Annotated in this window: 25 protein-coding genes; 7 read left to right on the top strand and 18 right to left on the bottom strand. The window is 61.1% G+C overall.

The window, feature by feature from the left end:
* Nucleotides 1-125: 125 nt before the first annotated feature.
* The 8 genes from M0H32_RS07070 to glyA all read right to left on the bottom strand — a co-directional run bounded on the left by M0H32_RS07070 (nucleotide 126) and on the right by glyA (nucleotide 7155).
* On the bottom strand, nucleotides 126-1349 hold the full coding sequence (locus tag M0H32_RS07070; protein WP_248152594.1) for an MFS transporter: 1224 nt from the start codon (nucleotides 1347-1349) through the stop codon (nucleotides 126-128).
* A 116-nt stretch (nucleotides 1350-1465) separates the two neighbouring features.
* Entirely contained in the window at nucleotides 1466-2464 is a 999-nt protein-coding gene (thiL, locus tag M0H32_RS07065) for a thiamine-phosphate kinase (RefSeq protein ID WP_248152593.1), read from the bottom strand.
* 2 nt (nucleotides 2465-2466) lie between these two features.
* A complete protein-coding gene (gene nusB / locus M0H32_RS07060; RefSeq protein WP_248152591.1) occupies nucleotides 2467-2988 on the bottom strand; it encodes a transcription antitermination factor NusB in 522 nt (173 codons plus the stop codon).
* A 5-nt stretch (nucleotides 2989-2993) separates the two neighbouring features.
* Nucleotides 2994-3443 carry a 6,7-dimethyl-8-ribityllumazine synthase gene (ribH, locus tag M0H32_RS07055; RefSeq protein ID WP_248152589.1) on the bottom strand — a complete coding sequence of 150 codons (450 nt, stop codon included), beginning with the start codon at nucleotides 3441-3443 and terminating at the stop codon, nucleotides 2994-2996.
* 152 nt (nucleotides 3444-3595) lie between these two features.
* Nucleotides 3596-4207, bottom strand: a complete 612-nt coding sequence (locus tag M0H32_RS07050; RefSeq protein ID WP_248152587.1) for a riboflavin synthase — start codon at nucleotides 4205-4207, stop codon at nucleotides 3596-3598.
* A gap of 1 nt (nucleotide 4208) precedes the next feature.
* On the bottom strand, nucleotides 4209-5333 hold the full coding sequence (ribD, locus tag M0H32_RS07045; protein ID WP_248152586.1) for a bifunctional diaminohydroxyphosphoribosylaminopyrimidine deaminase/5-amino-6-(5-phosphoribosylamino)uracil reductase RibD: 1125 nt from the start codon (nucleotides 5331-5333) through the stop codon (nucleotides 4209-4211).
* 15 nt (nucleotides 5334-5348) lie between these two features.
* Nucleotides 5349-5825 (bottom strand): transcriptional regulator NrdR, encoded by a 477-nt coding sequence (nrdR, locus tag M0H32_RS07040; protein WP_248152584.1) that lies wholly within the window; start codon nucleotides 5823-5825, stop codon nucleotides 5349-5351.
* A 28-nt stretch (nucleotides 5826-5853) separates the two neighbouring features.
* On the bottom strand, nucleotides 5854-7155 hold the full coding sequence (gene glyA / locus M0H32_RS07035; RefSeq protein ID WP_248152669.1) for a serine hydroxymethyltransferase: 1302 nt from the start codon (nucleotides 7153-7155) through the stop codon (nucleotides 5854-5856).
* A 588-nt stretch (nucleotides 7156-7743) separates the two neighbouring features.
* On the opposite strand from glyA, the gene M0H32_RS29620 reads away from it, so the two are divergent.
* The 4 genes from M0H32_RS29620 to M0H32_RS07015 are packed head-to-tail and all read left to right on the top strand — an operon-like array spanning nucleotide 7744 to nucleotide 11021.
* Nucleotides 7744-9189: a PP2C family protein-serine/threonine phosphatase gene (locus tag M0H32_RS29620; RefSeq protein ID WP_248152583.1), complete on the top strand. Its 1446-nt coding sequence runs from the start codon at nucleotides 7744-7746 to the stop codon at nucleotides 9187-9189.
* Nucleotides 9190-9198: 9 nt separating this feature from the next.
* Nucleotides 9199-9771: a SiaB family protein kinase gene (locus M0H32_RS07025; RefSeq protein ID WP_248152581.1), complete on the top strand. Its 573-nt coding sequence runs from the start codon at nucleotides 9199-9201 to the stop codon at nucleotides 9769-9771.
* An 18-nt stretch (nucleotides 9772-9789) separates the two neighbouring features.
* Nucleotides 9790-10188 carry a DUF1987 domain-containing protein gene (locus M0H32_RS07020; RefSeq protein WP_248152580.1) on the top strand — a complete coding sequence of 133 codons (399 nt, stop codon included), beginning with the start codon at nucleotides 9790-9792 and terminating at the stop codon, nucleotides 10186-10188.
* On the top strand, nucleotides 10185-11021 hold the full coding sequence (locus M0H32_RS07015) for a GGDEF domain-containing protein (protein WP_248152579.1): 837 nt from the start codon (nucleotides 10185-10187) through the stop codon (nucleotides 11019-11021). Before M0H32_RS07020 ends, M0H32_RS07015 begins: the two co-directional genes overlap by 4 nt.
* A 36-nt stretch (nucleotides 11022-11057) precedes the next feature.
* On the opposite strand, the gene M0H32_RS07010 is transcribed toward M0H32_RS07015, so the two are convergent.
* The 7 genes from M0H32_RS07010 to M0H32_RS06980 all read right to left on the bottom strand — a co-directional run bounded on the left by M0H32_RS07010 (nucleotide 11058) and on the right by M0H32_RS06980 (nucleotide 17344).
* Nucleotides 11058-11282: a DUF6898 family protein gene (locus M0H32_RS07010; RefSeq protein ID WP_248152578.1), complete on the bottom strand. Its 225-nt coding sequence runs from the start codon at nucleotides 11280-11282 to the stop codon at nucleotides 11058-11060.
* Between the two features lie 99 nt (nucleotides 11283-11381).
* On the bottom strand, nucleotides 11382-12569 hold the full coding sequence (locus M0H32_RS07005; protein ID WP_248152577.1) for a L,D-transpeptidase family protein: 1188 nt from the start codon (nucleotides 12567-12569) through the stop codon (nucleotides 11382-11384).
* Between the two features lie 438 nt (nucleotides 12570-13007).
* A complete protein-coding gene (ldtR, locus tag M0H32_RS07000; protein ID WP_248152576.1) occupies nucleotides 13008-13523 on the bottom strand; it encodes a transcriptional regulator LdtR in 516 nt (171 codons plus the stop codon).
* Nucleotides 13524-13678: 155 nt separating this feature from the next.
* Nucleotides 13679-14572: a 3-hydroxyisobutyrate dehydrogenase gene (gene mmsB / locus M0H32_RS06995; protein ID WP_248152574.1), complete on the bottom strand. Its 894-nt coding sequence runs from the start codon at nucleotides 14570-14572 to the stop codon at nucleotides 13679-13681.
* Nucleotides 14573-14666: 94 nt separating this feature from the next.
* Nucleotides 14667-15086 carry a DUF6163 family protein gene (locus M0H32_RS06990; RefSeq protein WP_248152566.1) on the bottom strand — a complete coding sequence of 140 codons (420 nt, stop codon included), beginning with the start codon at nucleotides 15084-15086 and terminating at the stop codon, nucleotides 14667-14669.
* A gap of 24 nt (nucleotides 15087-15110) precedes the next feature.
* Nucleotides 15111-16148, bottom strand: a complete 1038-nt coding sequence (locus M0H32_RS06985; protein WP_248152564.1) for an enoyl-CoA hydratase/isomerase family protein — start codon at nucleotides 16146-16148, stop codon at nucleotides 15111-15113.
* A gap of 56 nt (nucleotides 16149-16204) precedes the next feature.
* Nucleotides 16205-17344 carry an acyl-CoA dehydrogenase family protein gene (locus tag M0H32_RS06980; RefSeq protein ID WP_345779319.1) on the bottom strand — a complete coding sequence of 380 codons (1140 nt, stop codon included), beginning with the start codon at nucleotides 17342-17344 and terminating at the stop codon, nucleotides 16205-16207.
* A gap of 231 nt (nucleotides 17345-17575) precedes the next feature.
* On the opposite strand from M0H32_RS06980, the gene hemB reads away from it, so the two are divergent.
* Together hemB and M0H32_RS06970 are read left to right on the top strand one after the other, a co-directional pair.
* Nucleotides 17576-18613, top strand: coding sequence for a porphobilinogen synthase (gene hemB, locus M0H32_RS06975; protein WP_425607301.1), 1038 nt, complete (start codon nucleotides 17576-17578; stop codon nucleotides 18611-18613).
* Complete coding sequence (locus M0H32_RS06970; RefSeq protein WP_248152562.1) at nucleotides 18610-19860, top strand: threonine ammonia-lyase; 1251 nt, start codon at nucleotides 18610-18612, stop codon at nucleotides 19858-19860. Before hemB ends, M0H32_RS06970 begins: the two co-directional genes overlap by 4 nt.
* Before the next feature lie 24 nt (nucleotides 19861-19884).
* Here the strand turns inward: M0H32_RS06970 and M0H32_RS06965 are convergent, their stop codons facing one another.
* Genes M0H32_RS06965 through M0H32_RS06955 form a run of 3 tightly spaced genes read right to left on the bottom strand, consistent with a single transcriptional unit; the run spans nucleotide 19885 to nucleotide 21907 of the window.
* The gene (locus M0H32_RS06965) at nucleotides 19885-20220 is read right to left on the bottom strand and encodes a hypothetical protein (RefSeq protein ID WP_248152560.1); all 336 of its coding nucleotides are present in this window, start codon (nucleotides 20218-20220) and stop codon (nucleotides 19885-19887) included.
* 47 nt (nucleotides 20221-20267) lie between these two features.
* Complete coding sequence (locus tag M0H32_RS06960) at nucleotides 20268-20960, bottom strand: L,D-transpeptidase (RefSeq protein ID WP_425607300.1); 693 nt, start codon at nucleotides 20958-20960, stop codon at nucleotides 20268-20270.
* A complete protein-coding gene (locus M0H32_RS06955; protein ID WP_248152558.1) occupies nucleotides 20957-21907 on the bottom strand; it encodes an ABC transporter substrate-binding protein in 951 nt (316 codons plus the stop codon). The genes M0H32_RS06960 and M0H32_RS06955 overlap by 4 nt, the downstream gene beginning before the upstream one ends.
* 224 nt (nucleotides 21908-22131) lie before the next feature.
* On the opposite strand from M0H32_RS06955, the gene M0H32_RS06950 reads away from it, so the two are divergent.
* Nucleotides 22132-22638: an RDD family protein gene (locus M0H32_RS06950; RefSeq protein ID WP_248152556.1), complete on the top strand. Its 507-nt coding sequence runs from the start codon at nucleotides 22132-22134 to the stop codon at nucleotides 22636-22638.
* Nucleotides 22639-22718: the final 80 nt, after the last annotated feature.

Genomic DNA, 22718 nt, shown 5'->3' with positions numbered 1-22718 from the left:
GATAGCAGCAAATCGGAGCGCTTCGTCAAGCTCTCACATTGTTTAATTTAACAGTTCCGTTGCGGCAGGATTTGGTGCAGCGCAGTAAATATGTTGCGCTGACGAAATGGAATTTCGCAGACACTTTAACTGGTTGTAACTGCTTTTCTTTCTCCCCAGACAAGCCAGACGAGAAGACAAAGGCAAAGGACCACGAACGGGAAGACCAGATAGTTGACCGTCTGCCAGCCGAAGGCGTTGAGCAGCGCTCCGGAGGAAAACGAGGCGGTGGCAACGAATCCGAACACCAGGAAATCGTTGACCGCCTGCACCAGGTTGCGCTCCTCCGGCCGGTAGGTGTCGGTGAGCATCGCGGTCGCGCCGATGAAGCCGAAATTCCAACCGAGACCGAGCAGGATGAGCGCGCTCCAGAAGTGGGTGAGTTCAACACCCATCAGAGCGACAATCGAACACCCCGCCAGAAGGGCCAGACCGATGGAGACGATGCGCTCCTTGCCGAAGCGGGCGATGAGATTGCCGGTGAAGAAGCTCGGGCCGAACATGGCGATGACATGCCACTGAATGCCGAGGGCGGCATCGGTTTCCGACAGGCCGCAGCCGATCATGGCGAGTGGCGTTGCGGTCATGACCAGGCTCATCAGGGCGTAGGAGCAGATGCCGCAGGCGGCGGCGACAATGAAGCGGCGCTGAGCCATGATCTCACCCAGCGGCCGGCCGCCGGCCTGGGCCCGGCTGATGCGCGGCGGCTTCGGGATCCTGATGAACAGGACCAGGCAGAAGGCGACCAAAGCGAGGCCCGCCTGGGCCAGATAGGTTCCGGCGAACAGGATCGGCGAGAACAGGTCCTTGGTCCAGATGACCGTTTGCGGCCCGACCACACCTGCCAGGACGCCGCCTGCCAGCACCCAGGAAATCGCCTTTGGTTTAAAGGCGTCGCTGGCTGTGTCGGCGGCTGCGAAGCGGTATTGCTGCACGAAGGCCCCGGTCAGGCCGCCGAGGCAGCAGGCCAGCGCAAACAGGAGAAAATTGTCCTGAAACACCGCGAAGGACGCCAGCAATCCGGCGATTGCGCCCAGAAGAGAGGCGCCGGCGAAACCGGTCCGGCGGCCATAGCGGCGCATGATCATGCCGGCCGGCAATGTGCCGAATGCCGTGCCCAGAACCATCGCGGAAACCGGCAATGTCGCCAGAGCCTTGTCCTCGTCCAGCATCATGTAACCGACCAGCGGCCCGGTGGCGATGACGATGGAGGCAGATGCACCACCGATCGCCTGGGCCAGCGCCAGCAACAGGGCGTTGCGCTTGGCCAGACGGTCGTCGACAAAGGTATCCGTTGCGTGGGCGGTCATGAACTGGTCTCGATTTGACTGATGCAGGCGCGGCCGGACCGAATCCGGAATGCTGGCGGGAGGCGGTATCTTAAACCCGACACCTGCTGGAAGCTCAAGACCGTCCGGGCCCGATTTCAGAAATGCCGGAAACCGCCATCCGGCTCAAGCCCAAAGGCTTGCGCGGCGTCGACGAGACGCACCCGGCCGTCGCCCTCGGCGACCGTTCCGATCTGTGTGACCTTCGTGCCGCAGTCTGCGGTGTCGCGAACAAAGGCTTCGGCCTGGCCGGACGGGACAGCCGCGAGGATTTCATAGTCGTCACCGCCATTCAGGCAGAGACCGAAGACGTCCGGCGCCTTGACCTTGAGATGTTGCAATGCGCCTGAGATTGGTACGGCGGCAAGGTCGAGCGTGACATCCATGCCGGACGCCGAGGCCAGGTGCGCGGCGTCGGCAAACAATCCGTCCGAAATGTCCATCGCTGCGCTGGCATGGGCAACCAGACAGGACGCGATACCGGTCCGAGGCCGCGGCAGCAGGTAGCGGTCCAGGATCCGCGTCTCTTCTTCCTCGGTGAGGTCATGAGCCCGGCAGAAATCCGGGTCAAGGCGTGCCTGGAGCCCGGCCGCGGCATCACCGATGGTGCCGGTCACGAAAACCAGATCCCCGGCACCGGCGCCTGAGCGCCTGACGGCCTTGCCCTTGTCCACTTCGCCAATCGCGGTGACGGACACCTGCAATCCGTTGCCGGAACGTATGGTGTCGCCACCCAGAAGCTGGATGTCATAGACACATTGGTCGGCGGAAAGACCGCGGCAGAACCGTTCCAGCCAGGCGACGGTCCAGTCCGCCGGCAAGGCCAGTCCGAGCAGATAGCCACGCGGACGAGCGCCCTTGGCCGCAAGGTCGGAGAGATTGACCCTGAGCGCCTTGGCGGCAATCGCTTCGGGTGCATCGTCGACGAAGAAATGCACGTTGGCGGCGAGCACGTCCTTGGTCAGCACCAGGTCGCAGCCGTCCGACGGCGTCAGAACAGCGGCATCGTCTGTAAGCCCCAGACTGCCGGGATCCTGAGCCAATGGCGCGAAATAGCGACGGATCAGCTCGAATTCACCTGGCCGGTCGTCAGCCATGATCAGGAGTCGCCGTCCGCTTTCTTCGCATCCAGTTCGATTTCCCGCAGTTCATGGGCGAGACGGTCGAGCACGCCGTTGACGAGACCGGGTTCATCATCCTCGAAGAACGCCTTGGCGACATCGATATATTCGGAGATGATCACCTTTGCCGGCACGTCCTTGCGGCGCAGCAGCTCGTAGGAGCCGCAGCGCAGAATGGCGCGCAGCAGGCTGTCGATCCGCCGAAGCGGCCAGTCTTCCTTCAGCGCGGTGTGGATGTAAGGGTCGAGGAATTTCTGGTCCTCGACCACGCCGGCAACAATCTGCTTGAACCACTGCTCGTCGGCATCGCGGTACTGTTCGCCGTCGATCTCCTTGCCGAGACGGAAGGCGGTGAATTCGCTGATGACGCTGGTGAGCGGCGCGCCGCCCAGTTCCATCTGATAGAGCGCCTGGACGGCAGCGAGGCGTGCCACGCCACGCTTGTTGGCGGGGCGCACGGTTTTACCAGCCGGTTTTTCCGGGTCGGCCTTTCCGGTCATTCTTCTTATACTCCAAGCCGCTCACGCAGAGCGATCATGTCGAGGGCGGCCTTGGCGGCGGCGCCCCCCTTGTCCTTGTCATCCACCTTCGCGCGGGCCCAGGCCTGCTCGCCGTTCTCGACGGTCAGGATACCATTTCCGACAGCGAGATCCGCATCGACGATGAGATCCATGATCACCCGGTTCGATTCAATCGAAACGATGTCGTAATGGGTGGTCTCGCCGCGGATCACCACGCCAAGCAGGACGAAGCCGTCATAGAACGTGCCCTCGCCTTCCATCGCCGTCAGGGCCATGGACAGGGCTGCCGGGATTTCCAGAACGCCGGGGACGGCAATCCGGTCATAGCTCGCGCCGGCCGCCTCGATGGTCTTGATCGCGCCCTCTGCAAGGGCATCCGCCAGATCCTCATAGAACCGGGCCTCGATGATCAGAAGTTTCGGTGCAGCGCTCATCGGTCATTCAATCCTTATAAGGCCGCGACAGGAACCATGTCTGCCCCGGTTTGTCCAGTCTCAATCGTGCAGGCTAGCGTTTCCGGGCAACTATCTCGCCGCCTGGTAAACGCCATGGGAAATACTCTTGTTCGAAGGTGTTGGGCCGGTCCCTACCCGGTCTTGGAGAATTCCGCAAGACGCGCCGCGTAGCGGGCCATCATATCCACCTCCAGATTGATCTTGTCGCCCACCTTCCGGTCGGACCAGGTGGTGACGTCGAGCGTGTGGGGAATAAGGAACACGGAAAACAGCAGCCCGTCCACTTCATTCACCGTCAGGGAGGTGCCATCGAGGGCGACCGAGCCCTTCTTTGCGATGAAGGGCGCGGCTTCTTCGGGTGCCTCGAACTGGAAATAGACCGAATCCGGATGGTCCTCCCGCTTCGTCACCGTGGCCAGGCCGTCGACATGACCAAGCACCAGATGCCCGCCGAGCTCCGCGCCCATGGTGAGCGAGCGTTCCAGGTTGAGCTTCTGGCCGACTTTCCAGTCCGCCACATTGGTCAGCGCCAAGGTTTCGGCGGCCGATTCCACTTCGAACCAGTTGCCGTTGGAGCCGTTGTCCTTGGCGGTCACGGTGTGGCAGACGCCCGCGCAGGAAATCGACGCACCGATCTCGAAGCTGTCGGTGTCGTAGATGGTGCGAATGCGGGTGCGTTTTCCCGCCGGAATGGCGTCAATGGCGAGGATCTCGCCGAGGTCGGTGACAATACCGGTGAACATGTCAGGCTCCGCGCCGTCTGAGATAGATATAGCGGTCGAGGCCGAAATATCCGGCATCGACCCGTTCGAATTTGGGGTCTTTCAGAACATCCGCAAGGACCAGTCCGTGCAGGGCCGGTATGCCGCCCGCGCCGATCACGATGTTTCCGGTGACCACGCAGAGATCGTCGACCAGGTCCGCCGCAAGGAAAGACGACGCCAGCCTTGCACCGCCCTCCACCATCAACCGCGTGATGCCTCGGGTTGCAAGAGCGCTCAGGATAACGGACGGCTTGATGCCGTCTTCCATGGCCGGAACGCGAATGACATTGACGCCGGCGGCGGCCAGAAGCTCCAGCTTGTCCGGGTCCGCGCCATTGCCGCAGACCAGCCAGACCGGAACATCGACACAGGTGCGCACCAGTTTCGACTCCAGCGGCAACCGCGCACAGCGGTCGACGATCACCCGGACCGGCGAGCGCCCGGCAAGCCCCGGCAGACGGCAGGTCAGCTGCGGATCGTCCGCCAGCGCGGTGCCGGAGCCGACCAGAATGGCGTCGCAGGCGGCCCGGAAGCCATGGACCTTGCGCATAGAAAGCGGGCCGGAGATTTTCACCTGGCCCTCGCCATCCCGGCCGATGAAACCGTCCTCCGAGACCGCGAGCTTCAGGAACACCTGCGGCCGCTGCTTCAGCTGGCGCAGGGTGAAGCCCCGATAGAGCGCCTGCATGTCATTTTCCAGGAGGCCGACACTGACCTCAATACCGGCCTCGCGCAGCATGGCGATGCCCCGGCCGGAGACCCGTGGATTGGGATCCGCCATGCCGACCACCACGCGCTTGACACCGGCTTCGGTCAGGGCCTTGGCGCAAGGCGGCGTGCGGCCGTAATGGGAACACGGCTCAAGCGTGACGTAGCAGGTTGCGCCCCTGGCCTTGTCTCCTGCTTCCCGGAGCGCGTTGACTTCCGCGTGGGCCATGCCTGGACGGGACGTAACGCCGCGCCCGACGACAATGGCCCTGCCGCCCTCCTCGCGCACGATCAGGGCGGCAACGGACGGATTCGGCCAGACCCGGCCCAGCCCACGGCGGGCCAGGCGCTTGGCAGCGGCCATGAAACGCTGATCGAGATCACTTGGAACTGTCATGAAACCGGCGGGGGCTCAGCTGTCTTTCAGGGCTTGGCTGTCGGGATCGCTCAACTCGTCGAGCAGTGCCTCGAAATCCTTGGCTTCGCGGAAATTCTTGTAGACGGAGGCGAAGCGGACATAGGCGACATCGTCGATGCCTTTCAGGCCTTCCATCACGTGATTGCCGATGGTTTCCGCAGTGATCTCGCTTTCGCCGGAGCTTTCCAGCTGGCGCACGATGCCGCTGACCATGCGTTCGATCTTGTCCGGATCGACCGGCCGCTTGCGCACGGCGATCTGAACGGAGCGCATCAGCTTCTCGCGATCGAAGGGTACACGGCGCCCGGAGCGTTTCAGAACCATCAGCTCGCGCAGCTGGACCCGCTCGAAGGTCGTAAAACGGCCGCCGCAGGTGTTGCAGATCCTGCGGCGGCGAATGGCGGTGTTGTCCTCGGTCGGGCGGGAATCCTTAACCTGGGTTTCCTCGCCGCCGCAAAAAGGACATCTCATGTCTCAAAGCTCCTGACCGAGCCCTCAATCAGCCCCCGTAGATCGGGAACCGGGCCGTCAGTGCTTCTACCTTGGCTTTGACCGCAGCTTCAACCGCTGCGTTGCCCTCTTCACTGTTTGCTGCCATCAAACCGTCCAACACTTCCGTGATCAAGAGGCCGACTTCGCGGAATTCGGCAACACCGAAGCCGCGGGTGGTCGCAGCAGGCGTGCCGAGACGGATGCCGGAGGTGACAAACGGCTTTTCCGGATCGAAGGGAATGCCGTTCTTGTTGCAGGTGATGTTGGCGCGGCCGAGGGCCTTTTCGGCAACCTTGCCGGTGGCGTTTTTCGGACGCAGGTCAACCAGCATCAGGTGGTTGTCGGTGCCGCCGGAGACGATGTCGAGACCCTGTTCCTTCAGGGCTTCGGCCAGTGCCTTGGCGTTATCGGTGACCGCGCGCGCATAGGCCTTGAATTCCGGCGTCAGCGCTTCTTTGAAGGCAACCGCCTTGGCCGCGATGACATGCATCAGCGGACCGCCCTGCAGACCCGGGAAGACCGCGGAATTGATCTTCTTGGCGATGTCCTCGTCATTGGAGAGGATCATGCCGCCGCGCGGACCACGGAGCGACTTGTGCGTGGTGGTGGTGCAGACATGGGCATGCGGAATTGGCGACGGGTGCACGCCACCGGCAACGAGACCGGCGATGTGAGCCATGTCGACCATGAGGTAAGCGCCGATGCTGTCGGCGATCTCGCGGAAGCGCTTCCAGTCCCAGATGCGGGAATAGGCGGTGCCGCCGGCCAGGATCAGCTTCGGCTTGTGTTCGTTGGCGAGACGCTCGACCTCATCCATGTCGAGCAGGTGGTCGTCCTGACGCACGCCGTAGGAAATCACGTTGAACCACTTGCCGGACATGTTGACCGGAGATCCGTGGGTCAGGTGACCGCCCGAGTTGAGATCCAGGCCCATGAAGGTATCGCCCGGCTGCAGGAGGGCCAGGAACACGGCCTGGTTCATCTGGCTGCCGGAATTCGGCTGGACATTGGCGAAGCTGCAGCCAAACAGTTCCTTGGCGCGCTCGATCGCCAACGTTTCCGCCACATCGGCGAACTCGCAGCCGCCGTAATAGCGCTTGCCCGGATAGCCTTCGGCGTATTTGTTGGTGAAGATCGAGCCCTGCGCTTCCAGAACGGCGCGGGAGACGATGTTTTCAGAGGCGATCAGCTCGATTTCGTGCTGCTGACGGCCAAGCTCCTTTTCGATGGTGCCGAAAATGTCTGGATCGGCCTCGGCAAGACCGCGTGTGAAGAAACCGGATTGCAGGGACTGACCGGAGGTTTCCATCAATGACATCGCACCATCCTTGTGTTCATTGCAGGATAAGGGGCACGGGCGACCGTCGCGTCTTAAGGGACTTTTTGCCGTCGTGCCAATGTGAGGCGACGAATTAACACGTCCCTTTGGTCAAACCAAGGGTCATACCGACGCGTCCAGATTGGAAAACGACACCGAAGTCCGGCAAGATAAAATACGCCTCCCTTGCAGAACACATCTGCCCCGCACTCCCCGCTTAAGATGACTCAACAGTCAGTTTGTTTTCCCATCTTGCTGTCGAACACTCACCTAGGCTTCCCCCACAAAAGAGTTCCCGCTATTTATTACATTGTCTTTCTTACCAGAATTAACTCTACGTGAAATTACAAATGTATTTAGTTTTTATTTTCATTTGACACGGTATTATTCGCCCTCAGCACAAGTTACAAGAACCAAACTTGCATGTTCAGGGCCTCCACAGACCGATTGCTCAACAGGTTGCAGATACGTTTCAATCTGCCGACGGTTGCTTTTTGCGTGGGCTTTTCTCTGGTTGCCATTGTTTTTACTTCTTTACTATTTGGCGGCCGGTTTCTGCTCGATCAGCACCGCGTGCAGGTGGATGAGGCCAAAATCGCCAACCTGCTCCAGCTTCTGTCCCAACGCATCGCGATGGCCGCGTTGGACAATGAGGAATTTTCCCGCGCCAGCACCTATGGTTCGCGTATTCTGGTGATCAGCTGCGCCGACCATATGGAACGCGCGCAGGCCGCCCTGTTGTCGGGGAACCGGAAAAAAATGCAGCAGGTCATTTCAGACGGCCTGTCCTGCCGGCTGGGCAAGCCGGACTATCCAGCGCCTACGGATATCAAATCCGACATTGCCGCAATCCTGTTTGAAGGCGAAACCTCGCAGCAGCTGATCTTGAGCGACTTCCTGCATCTGGCCCGAAGGGTGGGAGCTGCCCAGACGCTGTCCCCCGCCGATCGCGAGCGGTTCGCCCGGCTGGCCTTCCGGGAGCTTCCCGTCAAGTTCGACGCAGCGGCCCGTACCTTTCAAGCAAACGCGACACAGTCCCTTGCCTGGATGGAATGGTTCGGTCTTGCCGCCTGGGTGGGCATGCTGGCGCTGGTCGGGCTGGTCGTCGTGCTCGTCTTCAGCCGCCTCAACACATCGATGAAGGCCAGGGAGAGCGAATACGACCAGTCCATTGCCCGCTACCATGCGCAGAAACAGGCGATGCAGGAGGTGAACGAACAGTTGTTTCAAAGCATGTATTACGCCCGCAACATCCAGAAGGGCATCCTGCCCGACCTGAGCGAGCTGCGCGACACCATGGCCGATATCGCCCTGATCTGGCAGCCGATGCAGGTGGTCAGCGGCGACTATGTCTGGGGGTGTCGAAAGGGCAACAATTCCATCTTCTTTATCGCCGACTGCACGGGCCATGGAGTGCCGGGCGCTCTGCTCACCATGGTCGTTGCCTCCGTCTTCGAAAAGTTGCTGGAAGACAATTCCTTCAAGGATCCGGAATACACCCTGTTGACGCTTGACCGGACCGTGCGGCGCAGGCTGGGTCAGGACAAACCCTCCGACGGCTTTCAGGATACCGCATCGGACGACGGCTTCGTCGCCGCGCTTGCCATCTACAATCACGAAACCAGGATCCTGCGCTATGCCGGCGCCGGCATTCCGCTGATCGTCAGCAATGCTGAAGGCTTCAACAAGGTCGCCCCGGACAAGGCCGCGCTTGGCTATCGCAGCCTCCCCGGCCCAAGCCGAATAGCAGTTCATGCGCTTGAGGTCCGGCCCGGCGACACTTTCTATCTGGCAACGGACGGCATCACCGACCATGTCGGCGGCCATCCGAAGCGGACCTTCGGCCGCAAGCGGCTTTATGAAGTCCTGTCCCGCGTTGGCGACGAAGACCTGGATAGCCAGCTTACCCACCTGCAGGACAGACTGACGGAGTTTCGCGGCCTGGAAGCCGTCCGGGACGACTACACGATTCTCGCGTTCACGCCCGTGGCAGGCGAAATGCTTGTGCGCAATGCGGCTGAATAGGAGGACGCAATGCTTGGAGAAGACATTTACGCGTTTCGATCGGAGCTGCAGAAGCGCAACACGCTGTTCGCCTATACCGGCTTTGTAACCGAGGATCTGCTTTACGCGCTCGGAACGGCGGTCAAGCAACAGCTGGAACTGAAGAAAACCGAGGGAAAGGTGGTGCGACGTGTCTTTTCCGTTTTTGTCGAGCAGGTGCAGAACGTGATCCGCTATTCCGACGAGCAAGAATGGTTGAGAGAACCCAAGACCGCCCGGTTGTCCGCCGGCGTGATCATGCTCGGCCAGGACTATGATGGAGCCGAGACGGACAACAGCCGCTTCTTCGTCATTTGCGGCAATGCCGTCTCCAACGCGGAAGCCGACAATCTCAGGTCCCGCCTTGAATCCATCGCCGGCATGGATGGCGAGGCCTTGCGCAAACACTACCGCACGAAACTCCGGGAAGAACCGGATCCGCACAGCGAAGGCGCCACGATCGGGCTCCTGGAAATCGCGCGGCGGGTCACACGGCCCCTGGAATATGACTTTCTGAAGCTGGACGAAAACCGCAGTTTTTTCGTTCTGAAAGCCTTTATCTGAGAAGCGGAGACATCGGCCATGACACCCAACCCGCTTTATATCGATGCAACACCGCGGTCGCCGCGGGTCGAACTCGACCCCGCCGTCGGACACCTTTCCCTTTCCGGCGAAAGCTATCCCGAGGACGCCAGTGCCTTCTACGGGCCGATCCTGCAGAATGTTGCCCAGTATCTTGCAACCACGACCGATGCGCCGCTGACGGTGGACGTCCGGTTCATCTATTTCAATTCCTCGAGCGCCAAGGCGATCATGAACCTGTTTCAGATGCTCGAGGTCAACGCGGAAAAGGGCCGCAAGGTCACGGTCAACTGGTTCTACGACCCGGAAGACGACCTGATGGCGGAAATGGGCGAGGATTTCGCCGAGGACTTCCTGCACGCGTCGTTCTACCTCAAGCCGGACTCGGAGGTGGCATGACCCATTCATCGGACAAGGACAGCGAATTCACGCTCTTCGAGGACGAAGACCGCGTGCTGCAATATGCCGAGACCATTCTTGGCGGCCTGGACGAAACCACGCGGCTGATCCGCTCATTGACCCTCGCCTACAAGAGGGCGGTGCGCGAACAAAAGCGCATGGTGCGCCTCAGCGATCGCAATCAGGAAGAGCTCATGGCCGTCAAGGCACGGCTCGAGGGCGAAGTCAGGGCACGTGCCGAACTCGTCGAACAGTTCCGCATCCTGGCCACCACGGACGCGCTGACGGAAACCTATCTGCGCGGACATTTCCTGGAATTGTGCAATCACGAACTCAAGGCGCGCAGCCGCAGCCAGGATCCGCTCACCATGGCCCTTTTGGATGTCGACAAGTTCAAGGAAGTCAACGATACCTATGGCCACGCCGCTGGCGACCAGGCGCTGAAAACACTGTGCAACGTGCTCAAGGACAATTTGCGGCAAAGCGATATCATCGCGCGCTGGGGCGGCGAGGAATTCGCGATCATGATGCCAAGAACCGCCAACGACGATGCCGCGGCACTTGCGGAGCGCCTGCGGCAGAACATTGCGGACAAGACCATTTCGGACGGCCGTTGCTCGTTTGCGATCACGGCAAGCTTCGGCCTGTGCACCCTGGAAGGCCCCAACCCTGTCGACAGCAGCCGCAAGGACCCGATCGACACGCTGTTCCATCATGCCGACCGCGCGCTCTATCAGGCCAAGACCAATGGCCGCAACGCGGTTGTCTCCTCGGTCTACAGCGCAGGCGGCACCGCCGGCAAACAGGCGGCAATGGCGCAGGCCCGGCGCTGACATCCTGATCCAGTGCCAATCTGACCGGGAAAAACTCTAATAAAGATTTGAGTCAGGTTCCCGGCCGGACCCTTTTTCCTGCTCGATCCGGCGCTGGAGCTTGCGCACGGCAATTCGTTTCAGGTCTTCCTGCGATGCGGAGGTCGGGCCAAAGACGGACACTTCGATCCCGGTCGCCGCGTCGATGGCACTGACTTTGACCTGCTGTCCGACCGGACGGAATTCCAGATAGACTTCACCGGGCCGCGGATCGCGACTCATGACTGGCCTCCAAAGCGACTTCACTGCGGATAAAACGCACGAAACGCCGGCCCTATCAAGACCGGCGCTTCGCTGGTTTCAGACAGCCTGAAAGATGTGTTACAGGCGCGCCTGTTCGCCTGTGCCGTAAAGATCGTCCCGATCGTAGATGTCATCGCGGAAATGGACAACGCCGTCGGCATTGGCCCAGGCGGTGACATAGGTCAGATAAAGCGGAATCGTTTTCTTCAGCTTCACGTCCTCGCGCTCACCGGTGCGAATGACGCCGTCAACGCGGCCGCGATCCCAGTCCGGCGTGGTCGACTGCAGCAGCCAGGTGACCAGTTCACGCACATTCTGCACACGCACGCAGCCGGAGGAATGGAACCGGTTGGCTTCACCGAACAGGGTCTTGGACGGTGTGTCGTGCAAATAGACCTGGTGCTTGTTGTGGAAATTGATCCGCACCGAGCCCAGCGAGTTTTCCGAACCCGGATCCTGGGTAAAGCGGTACTGGGTCGCCTCGTCGGTGTTCCAGTCGATCTGCTGCCAGTTGAGCTCGTTGTTGCTCCAATCAAAGATCCGGATGTTGTTCTTTTCCAGATATTGCGGATCCTGCTTCATCTTCGGGATCAGGTCCTTGCGGATGATCGACTTCGGCACTGTCCAGTAGGGATTGAAGTTCAGTTCGTAGATATTGCTGTTCAGGATCGGCGTCTGACGGTCGATCTTGCCGACGACGGCCGTATGGCGCGAGCGCACATAGCCGTTTTCAACCGCTTCAATTTCTGCTGCCGGGATGTTGACCATGACATAGCGGTCGCCTTTGAAGCCGGACATGGACCGCAGACGGACCATGTTGGTTTCGAGCTGGCGCAAGCGGACATGGGCGGGAATGTTGAGCGCGGCCACAGTTCCCTCGCCCATCACGCCGTCGGGGATCAGGCCGTGGCGCAGCTGAAAGCGGCGCAGTCCGGCGTCAACGTAGGAATCGAACGTGTCGGAGAGACCTGCCTGCTGCTCCAGGTCGCCGGAAACGATCAGGCGGCGGCGCAATTCGACGACCCGTGGGTCCTTCATGCCGATGCGCAGAGCCTTGCCGCCGGGCGACACGGTGCCCCAGCCGCCCGATTGCACGATTCCCTGGTAGCGGTTCATGGCCGCGGCGATGTAATCCGCGGTTTCGGGCGAAAGGGTGGGCGCCGAGGATTTCACTTCCGTGATGTTCTCGGTGGCGATGTCGAAATTATCGACCCACTCGACCTGCTGGTTCTGGGCATAGGCTGCAGCGCTTGTCAGGAAAGGCAATCCGCATCCGATCGCGCAAAGACGCAAAAAATCGCGCCTTGTCTTTGATTTCCGTTGAAGCTTAAACCCGTCTGGTCCGGATAAAAGGTTCATTGCAGCCCTCTCGTTGCAGCGTCGATAACGCAAGTTCTCAGTTGATGCGCGTGGCGCTGCCAGCATTCAACATGCCTGCCCCGCCTGTTCCAGCTCCCAGTCCTAACGAACGGGTGTTAACAAATCGCAAGATTTTTTAACCATCTCGGCGCCGGAAACACCGCAAAGAGCCATTCCTTTGTGACCACAAGATGTCAGCAGCCCCGGGAACGACCAATCTTTGCCGTTATAGCCAAATTTAGCCAGTGAGAGGAGACGCCGGCCTGCAAATTTGCGTGACCACGGCACAAACAAAAGCACCGCCCAGTGGGCGGTGCCTTGTCATCTGAATGTGCCGCGTAAACGTTAGAGCCGGTAAAGGATCTGGTCGGTCCAGAACCGCTCCAGGCGGCGCAGGGACTTGTTGAGTGCAACAAAGTCCTTGGGACCGATTTCACCGACCTGTTCGACGGACAGCATGTGGCGTTCATAGAGATCGTTGACGATCTTTGCCACTTCCTGGCCCTTGTCGGTCAGGCTGACCCGGACGGACCGGCGGTCCATGCGCGAGCGCTGGTGATGAATATAGCCGGTTTCGACCAGCTTCTTCAGGTTGTAGGAGACATTCGACCCCAGATAATAGCCACGCGTGCGCAGCTCTCCGGCTGTCAGCTCGCTGTCGCCGATATTGAACAGGAGCAGTGCCTGCACACTGTTCACATCGGACCGGCCCATGCGGTCGAATTCGTCCTTGATGACGTCGAGAAGACGCCTATGCAGCCGCTCAACGAGCGTCAGAGCTTCCAGATAGAGCGGTTTGATTTCCAGCTCTTCCCCTTCACTCTGTGATACAGCGTCGACTGCCCTACTTGCGGTGATCATGTGATTGCGCCTCTTATAGTACCTGTCGTTCGACGGATATTTTTTCCCGCCTTGTTACGCAATCTAACCGAGCGATTCTAAAATCCGCTTAAGAGACACGCTGAATCATCCGTTAACTTTTGGCCTGTGTTTGAACGGTCCGATTCATTTTTTGTTCATGATGATCCGCGCAGGAACTTCACGATGCCTGAAAAGTCCTGCCCCACCCCTCCGGTGTTGCAGAAAAGCGCATAGAGCGCCGCGGCTTCGGCCCCGAGCGGCGTCGCAGCCCCGGAAGACTGCGCTGCTTCCTGGGCAAGCTTCAGATCCTTGAGCATCATCTCGGCGGCAAATCCGGGCTGGTAATCGCGGTTGGCCGGCGAGGATGGCAGCGGGCCCGGCACCGGGCAATAGGAGGTCAGCGACCAGCACTGGCCGGATGCGGTCGAGGAAATATCGAACAACTTCTGCTTGTCCAGGCCGAGCCGCTCGGCGAGCACGAAGGCCTCGGAGACAGCGATCATGGAAATGCCGAGGATCATGTTGTTGCAGATCTTGGCCGCCTGACCGGTGCCCGCGCCACCGGCATGGACGATGGTCTTGCCCATGATGTCGAGATAGGGCCTGGCCGCCTCGTAAGCCTCGTCAGATCCGCCGACCATGAAAGTCAGCGTGCCGCCGGCCGCTCCGGCGACACCGCCGGAGACCGGCGCATCGACCATCTTCATGCCCTTGGCGCCCGCCGCATCGCTGACGGCACGCGCGCTGTCAACGTCGATGGTGGAGGAATCGATCATCAGCGTTCCGGCCTTGGCGTTTTCCAGTATGCCGCCCTCGCCCATGTAGATCTGACGGACATGCTTGCCAGCCGGCAGCATGGTGACGATCACGTCGGCTTCGGCCGCCAGTTCGGCGACGCCGGCCGCCTGTTCACCACCCGCCTCGACAAGCGTTGCCAGGGCCGTCTCCGACAGGTCGAAGCCGAGCACGCGATGGCCCGCCTTAACAAGATTGATCGCCATCGGACCGCCCATATTGCCAAGACCGATGAAACCGATAGTGCTCGTCATGTTTTCCTCCCGGGAAATTCACTTTGTATTTGAATCTGTTGCCCGGCACCGTTGAAGCGCGGTGCAAGGCGCTTGAGAAACCGATTCAAGCCGGTCAGCCGGTCTCGGCCCTGTTTTCCTTTTCCATCAGATAGACCAGCAGGCCATAAATCGCGATCGTCAGGAGATAGAAGCTGATTTCATAAGGCCGGCGGCCATAAAGATCGGAAAAGGCGGTGTGCATCACGATCTGACACAGGCAGCGGAAGATCCACATCACCGTGCCCCAGGACACGGTCAGCCACAGGCCGGTTGCCGCGACCAGGTCAAGAACCGCGAAAAAGACAATCGCGCCCTGCATGGAAACCGGCATGTCCCAGAACCACAGGCCGCGCCATTCGACAATGCCGATGATGCGCGCCCAATAGATTACGCCACCGCCGATCAGGATGATTGCGATCAGGCGCAGATACCAGATCAGGACCGTGCTCCAGGGCGGGCGCGATTCAATAAGGTCCTGAAAGCTGGTGATCATGGGTCGTCCGGGTCCGGTTCTCAATTATCGGAGCGGCAGGTCTCCGTCCGTCGGTTCCTCGAAATACGACGCCAGATCGGCGCTGTCCACTTGGCTGAACAGAGAAGGCGACCATTTCGGGCTCTGGTCCTTGTCGACCAGCACCGCACGGATGCCTTCGTAGAATTCGGTACCTTGCAGAATCCGCGAGACAATCCGGTATTCAAGCTTCATGCAGTCGTTGAAGGAGAGCGTAGCGCCGCGCCGCATCTGTTCAAAGGCAATCAGCACGCTGGTCGGCGATTTGCCGCGGATGGCGGCAAGCGCCTTTTTGGCAAAGTCGTCGCTTGAAGCCTCCAGGCTGGCAAGGATGTCATCGACGGTTTCCGCGGAGAAAAGCGCCTCGATCAAATCGAGATTCTCTGTGATCGGCCCGCGCTCCGGCGCGATCAGATAGGGCGCCAAAGTCGCGCCGATATCCGTCGCGGTTTCGAGCGCCCGTTCCAGATCGGCAAGGTTGTCGGCTGCGATTGCATGGGTGAGGACGCCGGTCGCAAGCGCGTCGCCCTGCTTCAACCTGCCAGCGCTGAGCGCACAATAGACGCCGCTCTTCTTCGGCATGCGCGGCAGAAAATAGGTGCCGCCCACATCGGGAAAGAAGCCGATGCCGGTCTCCGGCATGGCGAACATGGTCTTTTCCGTACCGATCCGGTGGCTGCCATGAACGGAGACACCGACGCCGCCGCCCATGACGATGCCGTCGATCAGGGCAATATACGGCTTGGGATAGGCCTTGATCTGCGCGTTGAGCAGATACTCGTCGCGAAAGAAGCTGCTGAGCCCGTCGGTCTCCCCCGCCTGGCGCGCGTCATAGATGCTGCGGATATCGCCGCCGGCGCAAAAGGCCTTGTCACCCGCCCCGGTGATCACCACGTGGGCGATCTCCGTGTCGTCCGCCCAGCGCGACAGCTGATCGGCCAGCGCCTTCGCCATTGCATGATTGAGCGCATTCAGCGCCTTCGGCCGGTTGAGTGTGATGAAACCGGCATGGCCGCGTTTTTCAAACAGGATGTCGTCGCTCACTGAGGCGCCTCACGGAAAGAAAGAGTCGTTTCAAGGATTAAGCAAGCAGACCTCGATCAGTCCTTCAACAGCTGGCGGGCGATGATCAGCCGCATGATCTCGTTGGTGCCCTCCAGGATCTGGTGCACGCGGACATCGCGGAAATAGCGCTCGATCGGATAATCGCGCAGATAGCCGTAGCCGCCATGGAGCTGCAGCGCCTCGTTGACGACCTTGAAGCCGGTGTCGGTCGCCAGTCGCTTGGCCATCGCCGCGAGCTTGGTGGCGTCATGCGCCTTGGCGTCGACAGCGGCAGCCGCCTTGTGCAGCAACAGGCGCGCGGCTTCCAGTTCGGTCGCCATGTCGGCGAGGCGGAACTGCAACGCCTGGAAGTCGGCGATCGGCCGGCCGAACTGCTTGCGCTCCTTCGCATAGGCCAGCGCGTGGTCGAGGCAGGCCTGGGCCGCGCCCAGCGAACAGGCGCCGATATTGAGACGGCCACCGTCCAGTGCGGCCATGGCGATCTTGAAGCCCTGGCCCTCGGCGCCGATCAGGTTGGATTTCGGCACGCGGCAGTCCTGGAAATTGACCTGGGCCGTCGGCTGGCTCTTCCAGCCGAGCTTGACCTCGTTAGCGCCAAAGCTGAGGCCGGGCGTGCCTTTCTCCACCAGCAGACAGGAGACGCCCCCCGGCCCCTCGCCGCCGGTGCGGACCATCACCGCATAAAGGTCGCTGACCCCGCCGCCGGAGATAAAGGCCTTGGAGCCGTTCAGCACATAATGGTCGCCATCGTCCTTGGCGCTGGTCCTGAGGCTGGCGGCATCCGATCCGGAGCCTGGTTCGGTCAGGCAATAGCTGGTCAGAAGTTCCATGGTGCAGAGTTTGGCCAAAAACTTCTGGCGCAGCTCTTCCGAGCCGTAGGTGTCGATGATCCAGGCCACCATGTTGTGGATGGAGAGATAGGCCGCTGTCGAGGTGCAGCCCTGGGACAGTTCCTCGAAGATCAGCGCCGCGTCCAGCCGGGTCAGCGCCGAGCCGCCGACATCTTCCTTCACATAAATGCCGCCAAAGCCGAGTTCGGCCGCCTTGCGCAGGGTCGGGATCGGGAAATGGCTGTCCTCATCCCACTGCTTGGCGTTGGGCGCCAGCTCGTCGCGCGAGAAACTGGCGGCCATGTCCTGAAAGGCACGCTGATCTTCGTTGAGTGAAAAGTCCACGGCTTGTCCTCCCTCAAGCGGCATTGGGCGAAAGAGTCGCCACCGCACAGGTTCTGATGTCTGTCGGCGCGCACTAAAGCACATTTGACGCGAACGTCAAACAATCTCTTTTTTGTTATTAATTTCAGTTATTTTACAGAATGTTGGACTGCGTCAATCTGCGTGATAGATTGGCGGCTCTTCTCCGTGAGAATGCAAATTTCACTGCAGCTTAGCGAACAGTCAGGGTCCATGCCGTCCAAATCTCCTCTTCCGCCGATCACCCCCGACCATATGGACACGCTTCTGGCTGGCACGCGCATGCGCCGCAACCGCCAGACCGACTGGTCCCGCCGCTTGGTCCGCGAGAACACGCTGACCGTTGACGACCTGATCTGGCCGATCTTCATTGTGGATGGCGAAAATGTCCGCCAGCCGGTGCCGTCCATGCCGGATGTTGCGCGCCTATCGGTGGATGAAGCTGTTCGGGACGCTGAGAAAGCCGCGGAACTCGGCATTCCCGCCTTGGCGCTGTTCCCCTATACGGATCCGGACCTGCGCGACGAGACCGGGTCGGAAGCCCTCAATCCGGCGAACCTCACCTGCCGGGCACTGCGCGCCATCAAGGCGGAGGGGCTCAATCTGGGCCTGATGACCGATGTCGCGCTCGATCCCTATACCAGCCACGGCCATGACGGGTTGATGGATGGCGACACCATTCTCAATGACGAGACCGTCGATCAGCTCTGCCGACAGGCCCTGGTGCAGGCGGAGGCCGGATCCGACGTGATCGCACCGTCCGACATGATGGACGGCCGCATCGGCGCCATCCGCCAGGCGCTCGACAGCCAGGGACATCGCGGCACGCAGATCATGGCCTATTCGGCCAAATACGCCTCTGCCTTTTACGGCCCCTTCCGGGACGCGGTCGGCTCGTCCGGCACGCTTAAGGGCGACAAGCGCACCTACCAGATGGACCCGGCCAACACGGACGAGGCCCTGCGCGAAGCGGAACTCGACATTGCCGAGGGTGCCGACATGATCATGGTCAAGCCCGGCCTGCCCTATCTCGACATCGTCCGCCGCCTCAAGGACGAGTTCCAGGTACCGACCTACGCCTATCAGGTCTCCGGCGAATTCGCGATGATCAAGGCAGCGGCCGCAAACGGCTGGCTCGACGGCGACAAGGCCATGGTGGAAAGCCTGCTGGCCTTCAAGCGCGCAGGTGCCGACGGCATCCTGACCTATTTCGCGCCCATGGTCGCCGAAATGCTGGCAGGCGGCAAATGACCACGGACGCTTTCAGCGACCCGGCCCAGGTCACGTTCGAAAAGATCCGGGCCGCGGCCGCGCTGATCGAAGGCGCCGTTCTTCAAACGCCCTGCCTGCCCGCCCCGCGCCTGTCGCAGCTCACCGGCGCCGATGTCTTCGTCAAATACGAGAATATGCAGGTCACCGGCGCCTTCAAGGAACGCGGTGCGCTGGTCAAACTTTCCAGCCTGACGGACGCTGAAAGGGCGCGCGGCGTGATCGCGGTCTCGGCCGGCAACCATGCGCAGGGCGTCGCTTATCATGCCGGACGGCTCGGCATTCCGGCGACCATCGTCATGCCGGTGCTGACGCCCTTCGTGAAGATCTCCGCCACGCGCGGTTATGGCGCGGAAGTCGTTCTGGCTGGCAACACACTGGCCGAAGCCAAGGAAGAAGCCGACCGGCTGGCAACCCAGAACAGTCTTGTCTGGGTCCATCCTTATGACGATGCCCATGTCATTCACGGCCAGGGCACAATTGGCATCGAGATGCTGGACCAGCAGCCGGATCTCGACGTCCTTGTGGTCCCGGTCGGCGGCGGCGGCCTGATCGCCGGCATCGCCACGGCCGCCAAGGCGCTGAAACCTTCCATCGAGGTGGTCGGCGTCGAGACCACGCTTTATCCCGGCATGTGGGGCGCGTTTTACGGCAAGGAAGTGATCTGCGAGGGTGCCACAATCGCCGAAGGCATTGCCGTGCGCGATATCGGCCTACTCACAACGCAAGTGATCAAGCAGCGGGTCGACGATCTCATGCTCGTGTCCGAAAGCAGCATCGAGCGGGCGATCAATGCCTATCTCACCCTGCAGCGGACCATTGCCGAGGGCGCCGGTGCCGCCGGTCTTGCCGCGCTGCTGATGGATCCGGACCGGTTTGCCGGCAAGCGCGTCGGCCTGGTTCTGTGCGGCGGCAATATCGACCCGAGGCTTTTGTCCAAGATCGTGGTCCGCGAACTGGCTCGCGACGGCCGCCTTGTCTCCATCCGGATCGACACGCCCGACCGGCCGGGCACGCTCGGCGAGATCGCCACGGTGATCGGCGACATGCAGGGCAACGTGGTCGATGTCGAACACCACCGGCTGTTCCTCAACGTGCCCGCCAAGGGCGCGACCCTCGACGTCACCTTCGAGGCCTTCGACCGGCCCCACGGCGAACGCATCGTCGCGGCCCTGCGCAACCGCGGCTTCGTGGTGCGTTACCTGGAAATCGGCGAGCGCATGGATTGAGGCCGCTCGGAAGACGGTCTGCAGTTACACCGGCGTGATCGACTGAACCACACCGCTCTCGTCGATAATGCAGGTCGCCTGACCGCCTTCGAAGGTGAGATTGACCTGATAGGCCTGCTCGCCCGACCGGGCGGAACTGACCGGCAGCGCATTGCCGCCCGAGATCTGGAGTTTTTCCACCGTCTTCGACGCGCAAAGAAGCTGCAGGTCGGTCGGCGCGGTTTCCTCCGATGTGCGCACCGTCTGGGACGCGCCCGCATTGGAGCTGGAGGTGTTGCAGCCCCCGATCAACAGCAGGCCAGCCGCGGTGGCGCAACCGATACCCAGTTTCCAATTTCCCTTGCTGTGCGACCTGGTCATGCTTTGCCCTTTCCTATCCCACCAACGCCCCGATCATGCGCGCCCCATCAAACACCCTTGTAGAGCGCCGCGCCCTGCATCAGGACGATCACCTTGGCTCCAATCTCGACTCGGCTGTAGAGATCGGTGACATCATCATTGTTCATCCGGATACAGCCGGACGAAATGTTCAGGCCGATTGACCAGGGCTGATTGGTCCCGTGAATGCGGTAGATCGTGTCCCGGTTGCCTTCGTAGATATACAGCGCCCGCGCACCGAGCGGATTGTCCGGTCCGCCGGGCATGCCGTTGGCCCATTTTGCCGAGTCCGGATCGCGCTCGATCATTTCCTTGGGCGGGGTCCAGGTCGGCCATTCCTGCTTGCGGCCCACCTTGACGATACCGGCCCAGCCGAAGCCTTCCCGGCCGACACCGATACCGTAGCGGATCGCCTGGAAATTGGGCAGAACCAGATAGAGAAAATGCCGGTCGCCGTCGATGATGATCGTGCCGGGCTTTTCCGCCGTGCGGAACTGGACCACCTGCCGCTGGAACTCTTCCGGCGCCTGACCATGGATGCGGTAATAGCGCGCGGCGACCTGAGGCGTGTAGTCGACCCATTTGCGGTTGGTGTTGTCATAGATCTGGGTGCCGACATTCTGCGCCATGGCGACGCCTGCCAGGGTCAGCACCAGTGCGGCCGGTCCCCATGTGAAGGCGGCGCGCAGGCCTGCCGCCAGTTTGCTCATCAGGCCGCTCATTTGGTCCACTCCCCGATCCGGTCCTTGTTGCCGGCGATCCACTCCCTGGCGACCACGTCCGCCGGCTTGTCCTCGACTTCAACGGCATAGCTCATCGCGGTGATATCCTTGGCGTTGAGGGCAATGGCTGACAGGAACGACGCCACCTCGGGCCGTTGCTCGCTCAGCGATGCGGCATAGGCCACATGGAACGAGGACGCGTCCCAGGCCGTGTCGGCATTTGACTGCTCGAGCCAATCGTTGCTGTCGGCGCGGTGGACGATCGTCCAGCGGGCGGGATCGTAAGCCGGCTCCTCCAGCATGACGATGTCATGGAGCTGGAAGACATGATGCGGGCCGTAGCAATAAAACACGATCGGCCGGCCGAGGGAGGACGCGGCATCGACGGCCGCCATGGCAATGTCCTCAGGCATTTCCAGCAAGGTCATGGTCTTGTCGTAGCCATAGGAATGCGCGCGGATCTTTTCGATTTCGGTGGAGGACCAGGTCGGCGCTCCGATCCAGATCTCGCCCTTGCCATCGCCATCGCTGTCGAATTGCGCGGCGATCTCCGGCTTCAGCAGATCGGCGACCGCCTTCACACCGGTCTGTTCTACCGTAGCCTTGGTGGCGCAGATGTTTTGCGTTGCCGAAACGCCCGCGGTATTCAGCTTCAGAACCTTGTCCTCGTTGCTGAGCTTGTCGACCTGGCGCGCAAGGTTCGGCAGCCAGACTTCCGGGTGAACCTGTACCTCGCCGCGGCCGACGCCGGCCAGCAAGGTCATGGTACCGCGTTCCTGGAGTTCGGCGTCCAGGCCGTAACGGTCCTTGAGCGTTTCGGCGATGATGTGGGCGGTCACCTGGGCGGATGGCCAGGCTGGCAGGCCGATCACCATATCGGCGGCCCTGACGGGGGCACCAGTGAGAAGAATTGCAAAAGCGACTGCCGCACCAAAAACGCGAACCATATGTTTCCCTCAATTCTCGCGAGCCCCCGCGAACTATAGGCGGCGGATCGAAATTGACGCAACGGCAAAAATACCGGTCCAATCGTTCCGGAACATGACAAGGTGCGTCAGGGTTCCCGGAAGGTGCCGCCATCTGGAGAGGATGCACACCCTTCATGGCGCATTTGCGAAATCCCTCGCCAATCCCCACATGGAGGTCAGCAAAATTTCAGGGAGCCCGCACGATGTCAGCTGAAACCACCTCGGACTATGGCCGCCAGGACGTGTTCGATCCTGTGCGCAATCCGGAGCTGTTTTCGGGCGTGCGCAGCCGGCGGATCTTCGCGTTTCTCATCGATGTGGTGGTGATCGCACTCCTGACCTTCGGCGCCGGCATCCTGGTTTTCTTCCTGGGTGTCTTCACCCTCGGCCTCGGCTTTCTGCTCTACGGCATCCTGCCGACCGCCGTCGCACTGCTCTATGTCGCCTTCACCCTTGGCGGACCGCAGGCCTCGACGTTGGGAATGCGCGCGATGGGCCTGGAAATGCGGCTCTGGTACGGCGCCAAACCTTACCCGCTGCTCGCCGCCGTCCACGCGCTCCTGTTCTGGTTCTCTATCTCGCTGCTGACGCCGCTGGTGCTGCTGGTGTCGCTGTTCTCCGATCGCAAGCGCCTGTTGCACGATCTCGTGCTGGGCACGGTGGTGATCAACTCGGCCTATCACCGCAGCTACATGAGCACACACGAATAAGACCGCCTCAGCCCCTCGTACCGGAAACGCCGCCTTCAAAGAACACGGCTGCTCCAGCTGGAACGTCACCGGGCAGGCCT

This window comes from Roseibium sediminicola, assembly GCF_023156505.1.
In the GTDB taxonomy this organism is placed as follows: Bacteria; Pseudomonadota; Alphaproteobacteria; order Rhizobiales; family Stappiaceae; genus Roseibium; species Roseibium sediminicola.
This window is presented reverse-complemented; position numbering and strand designations above follow the sequence as displayed.

Coding starts and splice junctions, on each gene's coding strand:
- ldtR (WP_248152576.1), bottom strand. CDS start 13,523: ATGATCACCGCAAGTAGGGCAGTCGACGCTGTATCACAGAGTGAAGGG.
- ribH (WP_248152589.1), bottom strand. CDS start 3,443: ATGAGCGCTGCACCGAAACTTCTGATCATCGAGGCCCGGTTCTATGAG.
- M0H32_RS06990 (WP_248152566.1), bottom strand. CDS start 15,086: ATGATCACCAGCTTTCAGGACCTTATTGAATCGCGCCCGCCCTGGAGC.
- M0H32_RS07070 (WP_248152594.1), bottom strand. CDS start 1,349: ATGACCGCCCACGCAACGGATACCTTTGTCGACGACCGTCTGGCCAAG.
- M0H32_RS07020 (WP_248152580.1), top strand. CDS start 9,790: ATGACACCCAACCCGCTTTATATCGATGCAACACCGCGGTCGCCGCGG.
- M0H32_RS06955 (WP_248152558.1), bottom strand. CDS start 21,907: ATGGTTCGCGTTTTTGGTGCGGCAGTCGCTTTTGCAATTCTTCTCACT.
- nrdR (WP_248152584.1), bottom strand. CDS start 5,825: ATGAGATGTCCTTTTTGCGGCGGCGAGGAAACCCAGGTTAAGGATTCC.
- thiL (WP_248152593.1), bottom strand. CDS start 2,464: ATGGCTGACGACCGGCCAGGTGAATTCGAGCTGATCCGTCGCTATTTC.
- ribD (WP_248152586.1), bottom strand. CDS start 5,333: ATGACAGTTCCAAGTGATCTCGATCAGCGTTTCATGGCCGCTGCCAAG.
- nusB (WP_248152591.1), bottom strand. CDS start 2,988: ATGACCGGAAAGGCCGACCCGGAAAAACCGGCTGGTAAAACCGTGCGC.
- M0H32_RS06970 (WP_248152562.1), top strand. CDS start 18,610: ATGACCACGGACGCTTTCAGCGACCCGGCCCAGGTCACGTTCGAAAAG.
- glyA (WP_248152669.1), bottom strand. CDS start 7,155: ATGGAAACCTCCGGTCAGTCCCTGCAATCCGGTTTCTTCACACGCGGT.
- M0H32_RS06950 (WP_248152556.1), top strand. CDS start 22,132: ATGTCAGCTGAAACCACCTCGGACTATGGCCGCCAGGACGTGTTCGAT.
- M0H32_RS06960 (WP_425607300.1), bottom strand. CDS start 20,960: ATGAGCGGCCTGATGAGCAAACTGGCGGCAGGCCTGCGCGCCGCCTTC.
- M0H32_RS07010 (WP_248152578.1), bottom strand. CDS start 11,282: ATGAGTCGCGATCCGCGGCCCGGTGAAGTCTATCTGGAATTCCGTCCG.
- mmsB (WP_248152574.1), bottom strand. CDS start 14,572: ATGACGAGCACTATCGGTTTCATCGGTCTTGGCAATATGGGCGGTCCG.
- M0H32_RS07015 (WP_248152579.1), top strand. CDS start 10,185: ATGACCCATTCATCGGACAAGGACAGCGAATTCACGCTCTTCGAGGAC.
- hemB (WP_425607301.1), top strand. CDS start 17,576: ATGCCGTCCAAATCTCCTCTTCCGCCGATCACCCCCGACCATATGGAC.
- M0H32_RS06965 (WP_248152560.1), bottom strand. CDS start 20,220: ATGACCAGGTCGCACAGCAAGGGAAATTGGAAACTGGGTATCGGTTGC.
- M0H32_RS07050 (WP_248152587.1), bottom strand. CDS start 4,207: ATGTTCACCGGTATTGTCACCGACCTCGGCGAGATCCTCGCCATTGAC.
- M0H32_RS07025 (WP_248152581.1), top strand. CDS start 9,199: ATGCTTGGAGAAGACATTTACGCGTTTCGATCGGAGCTGCAGAAGCGC.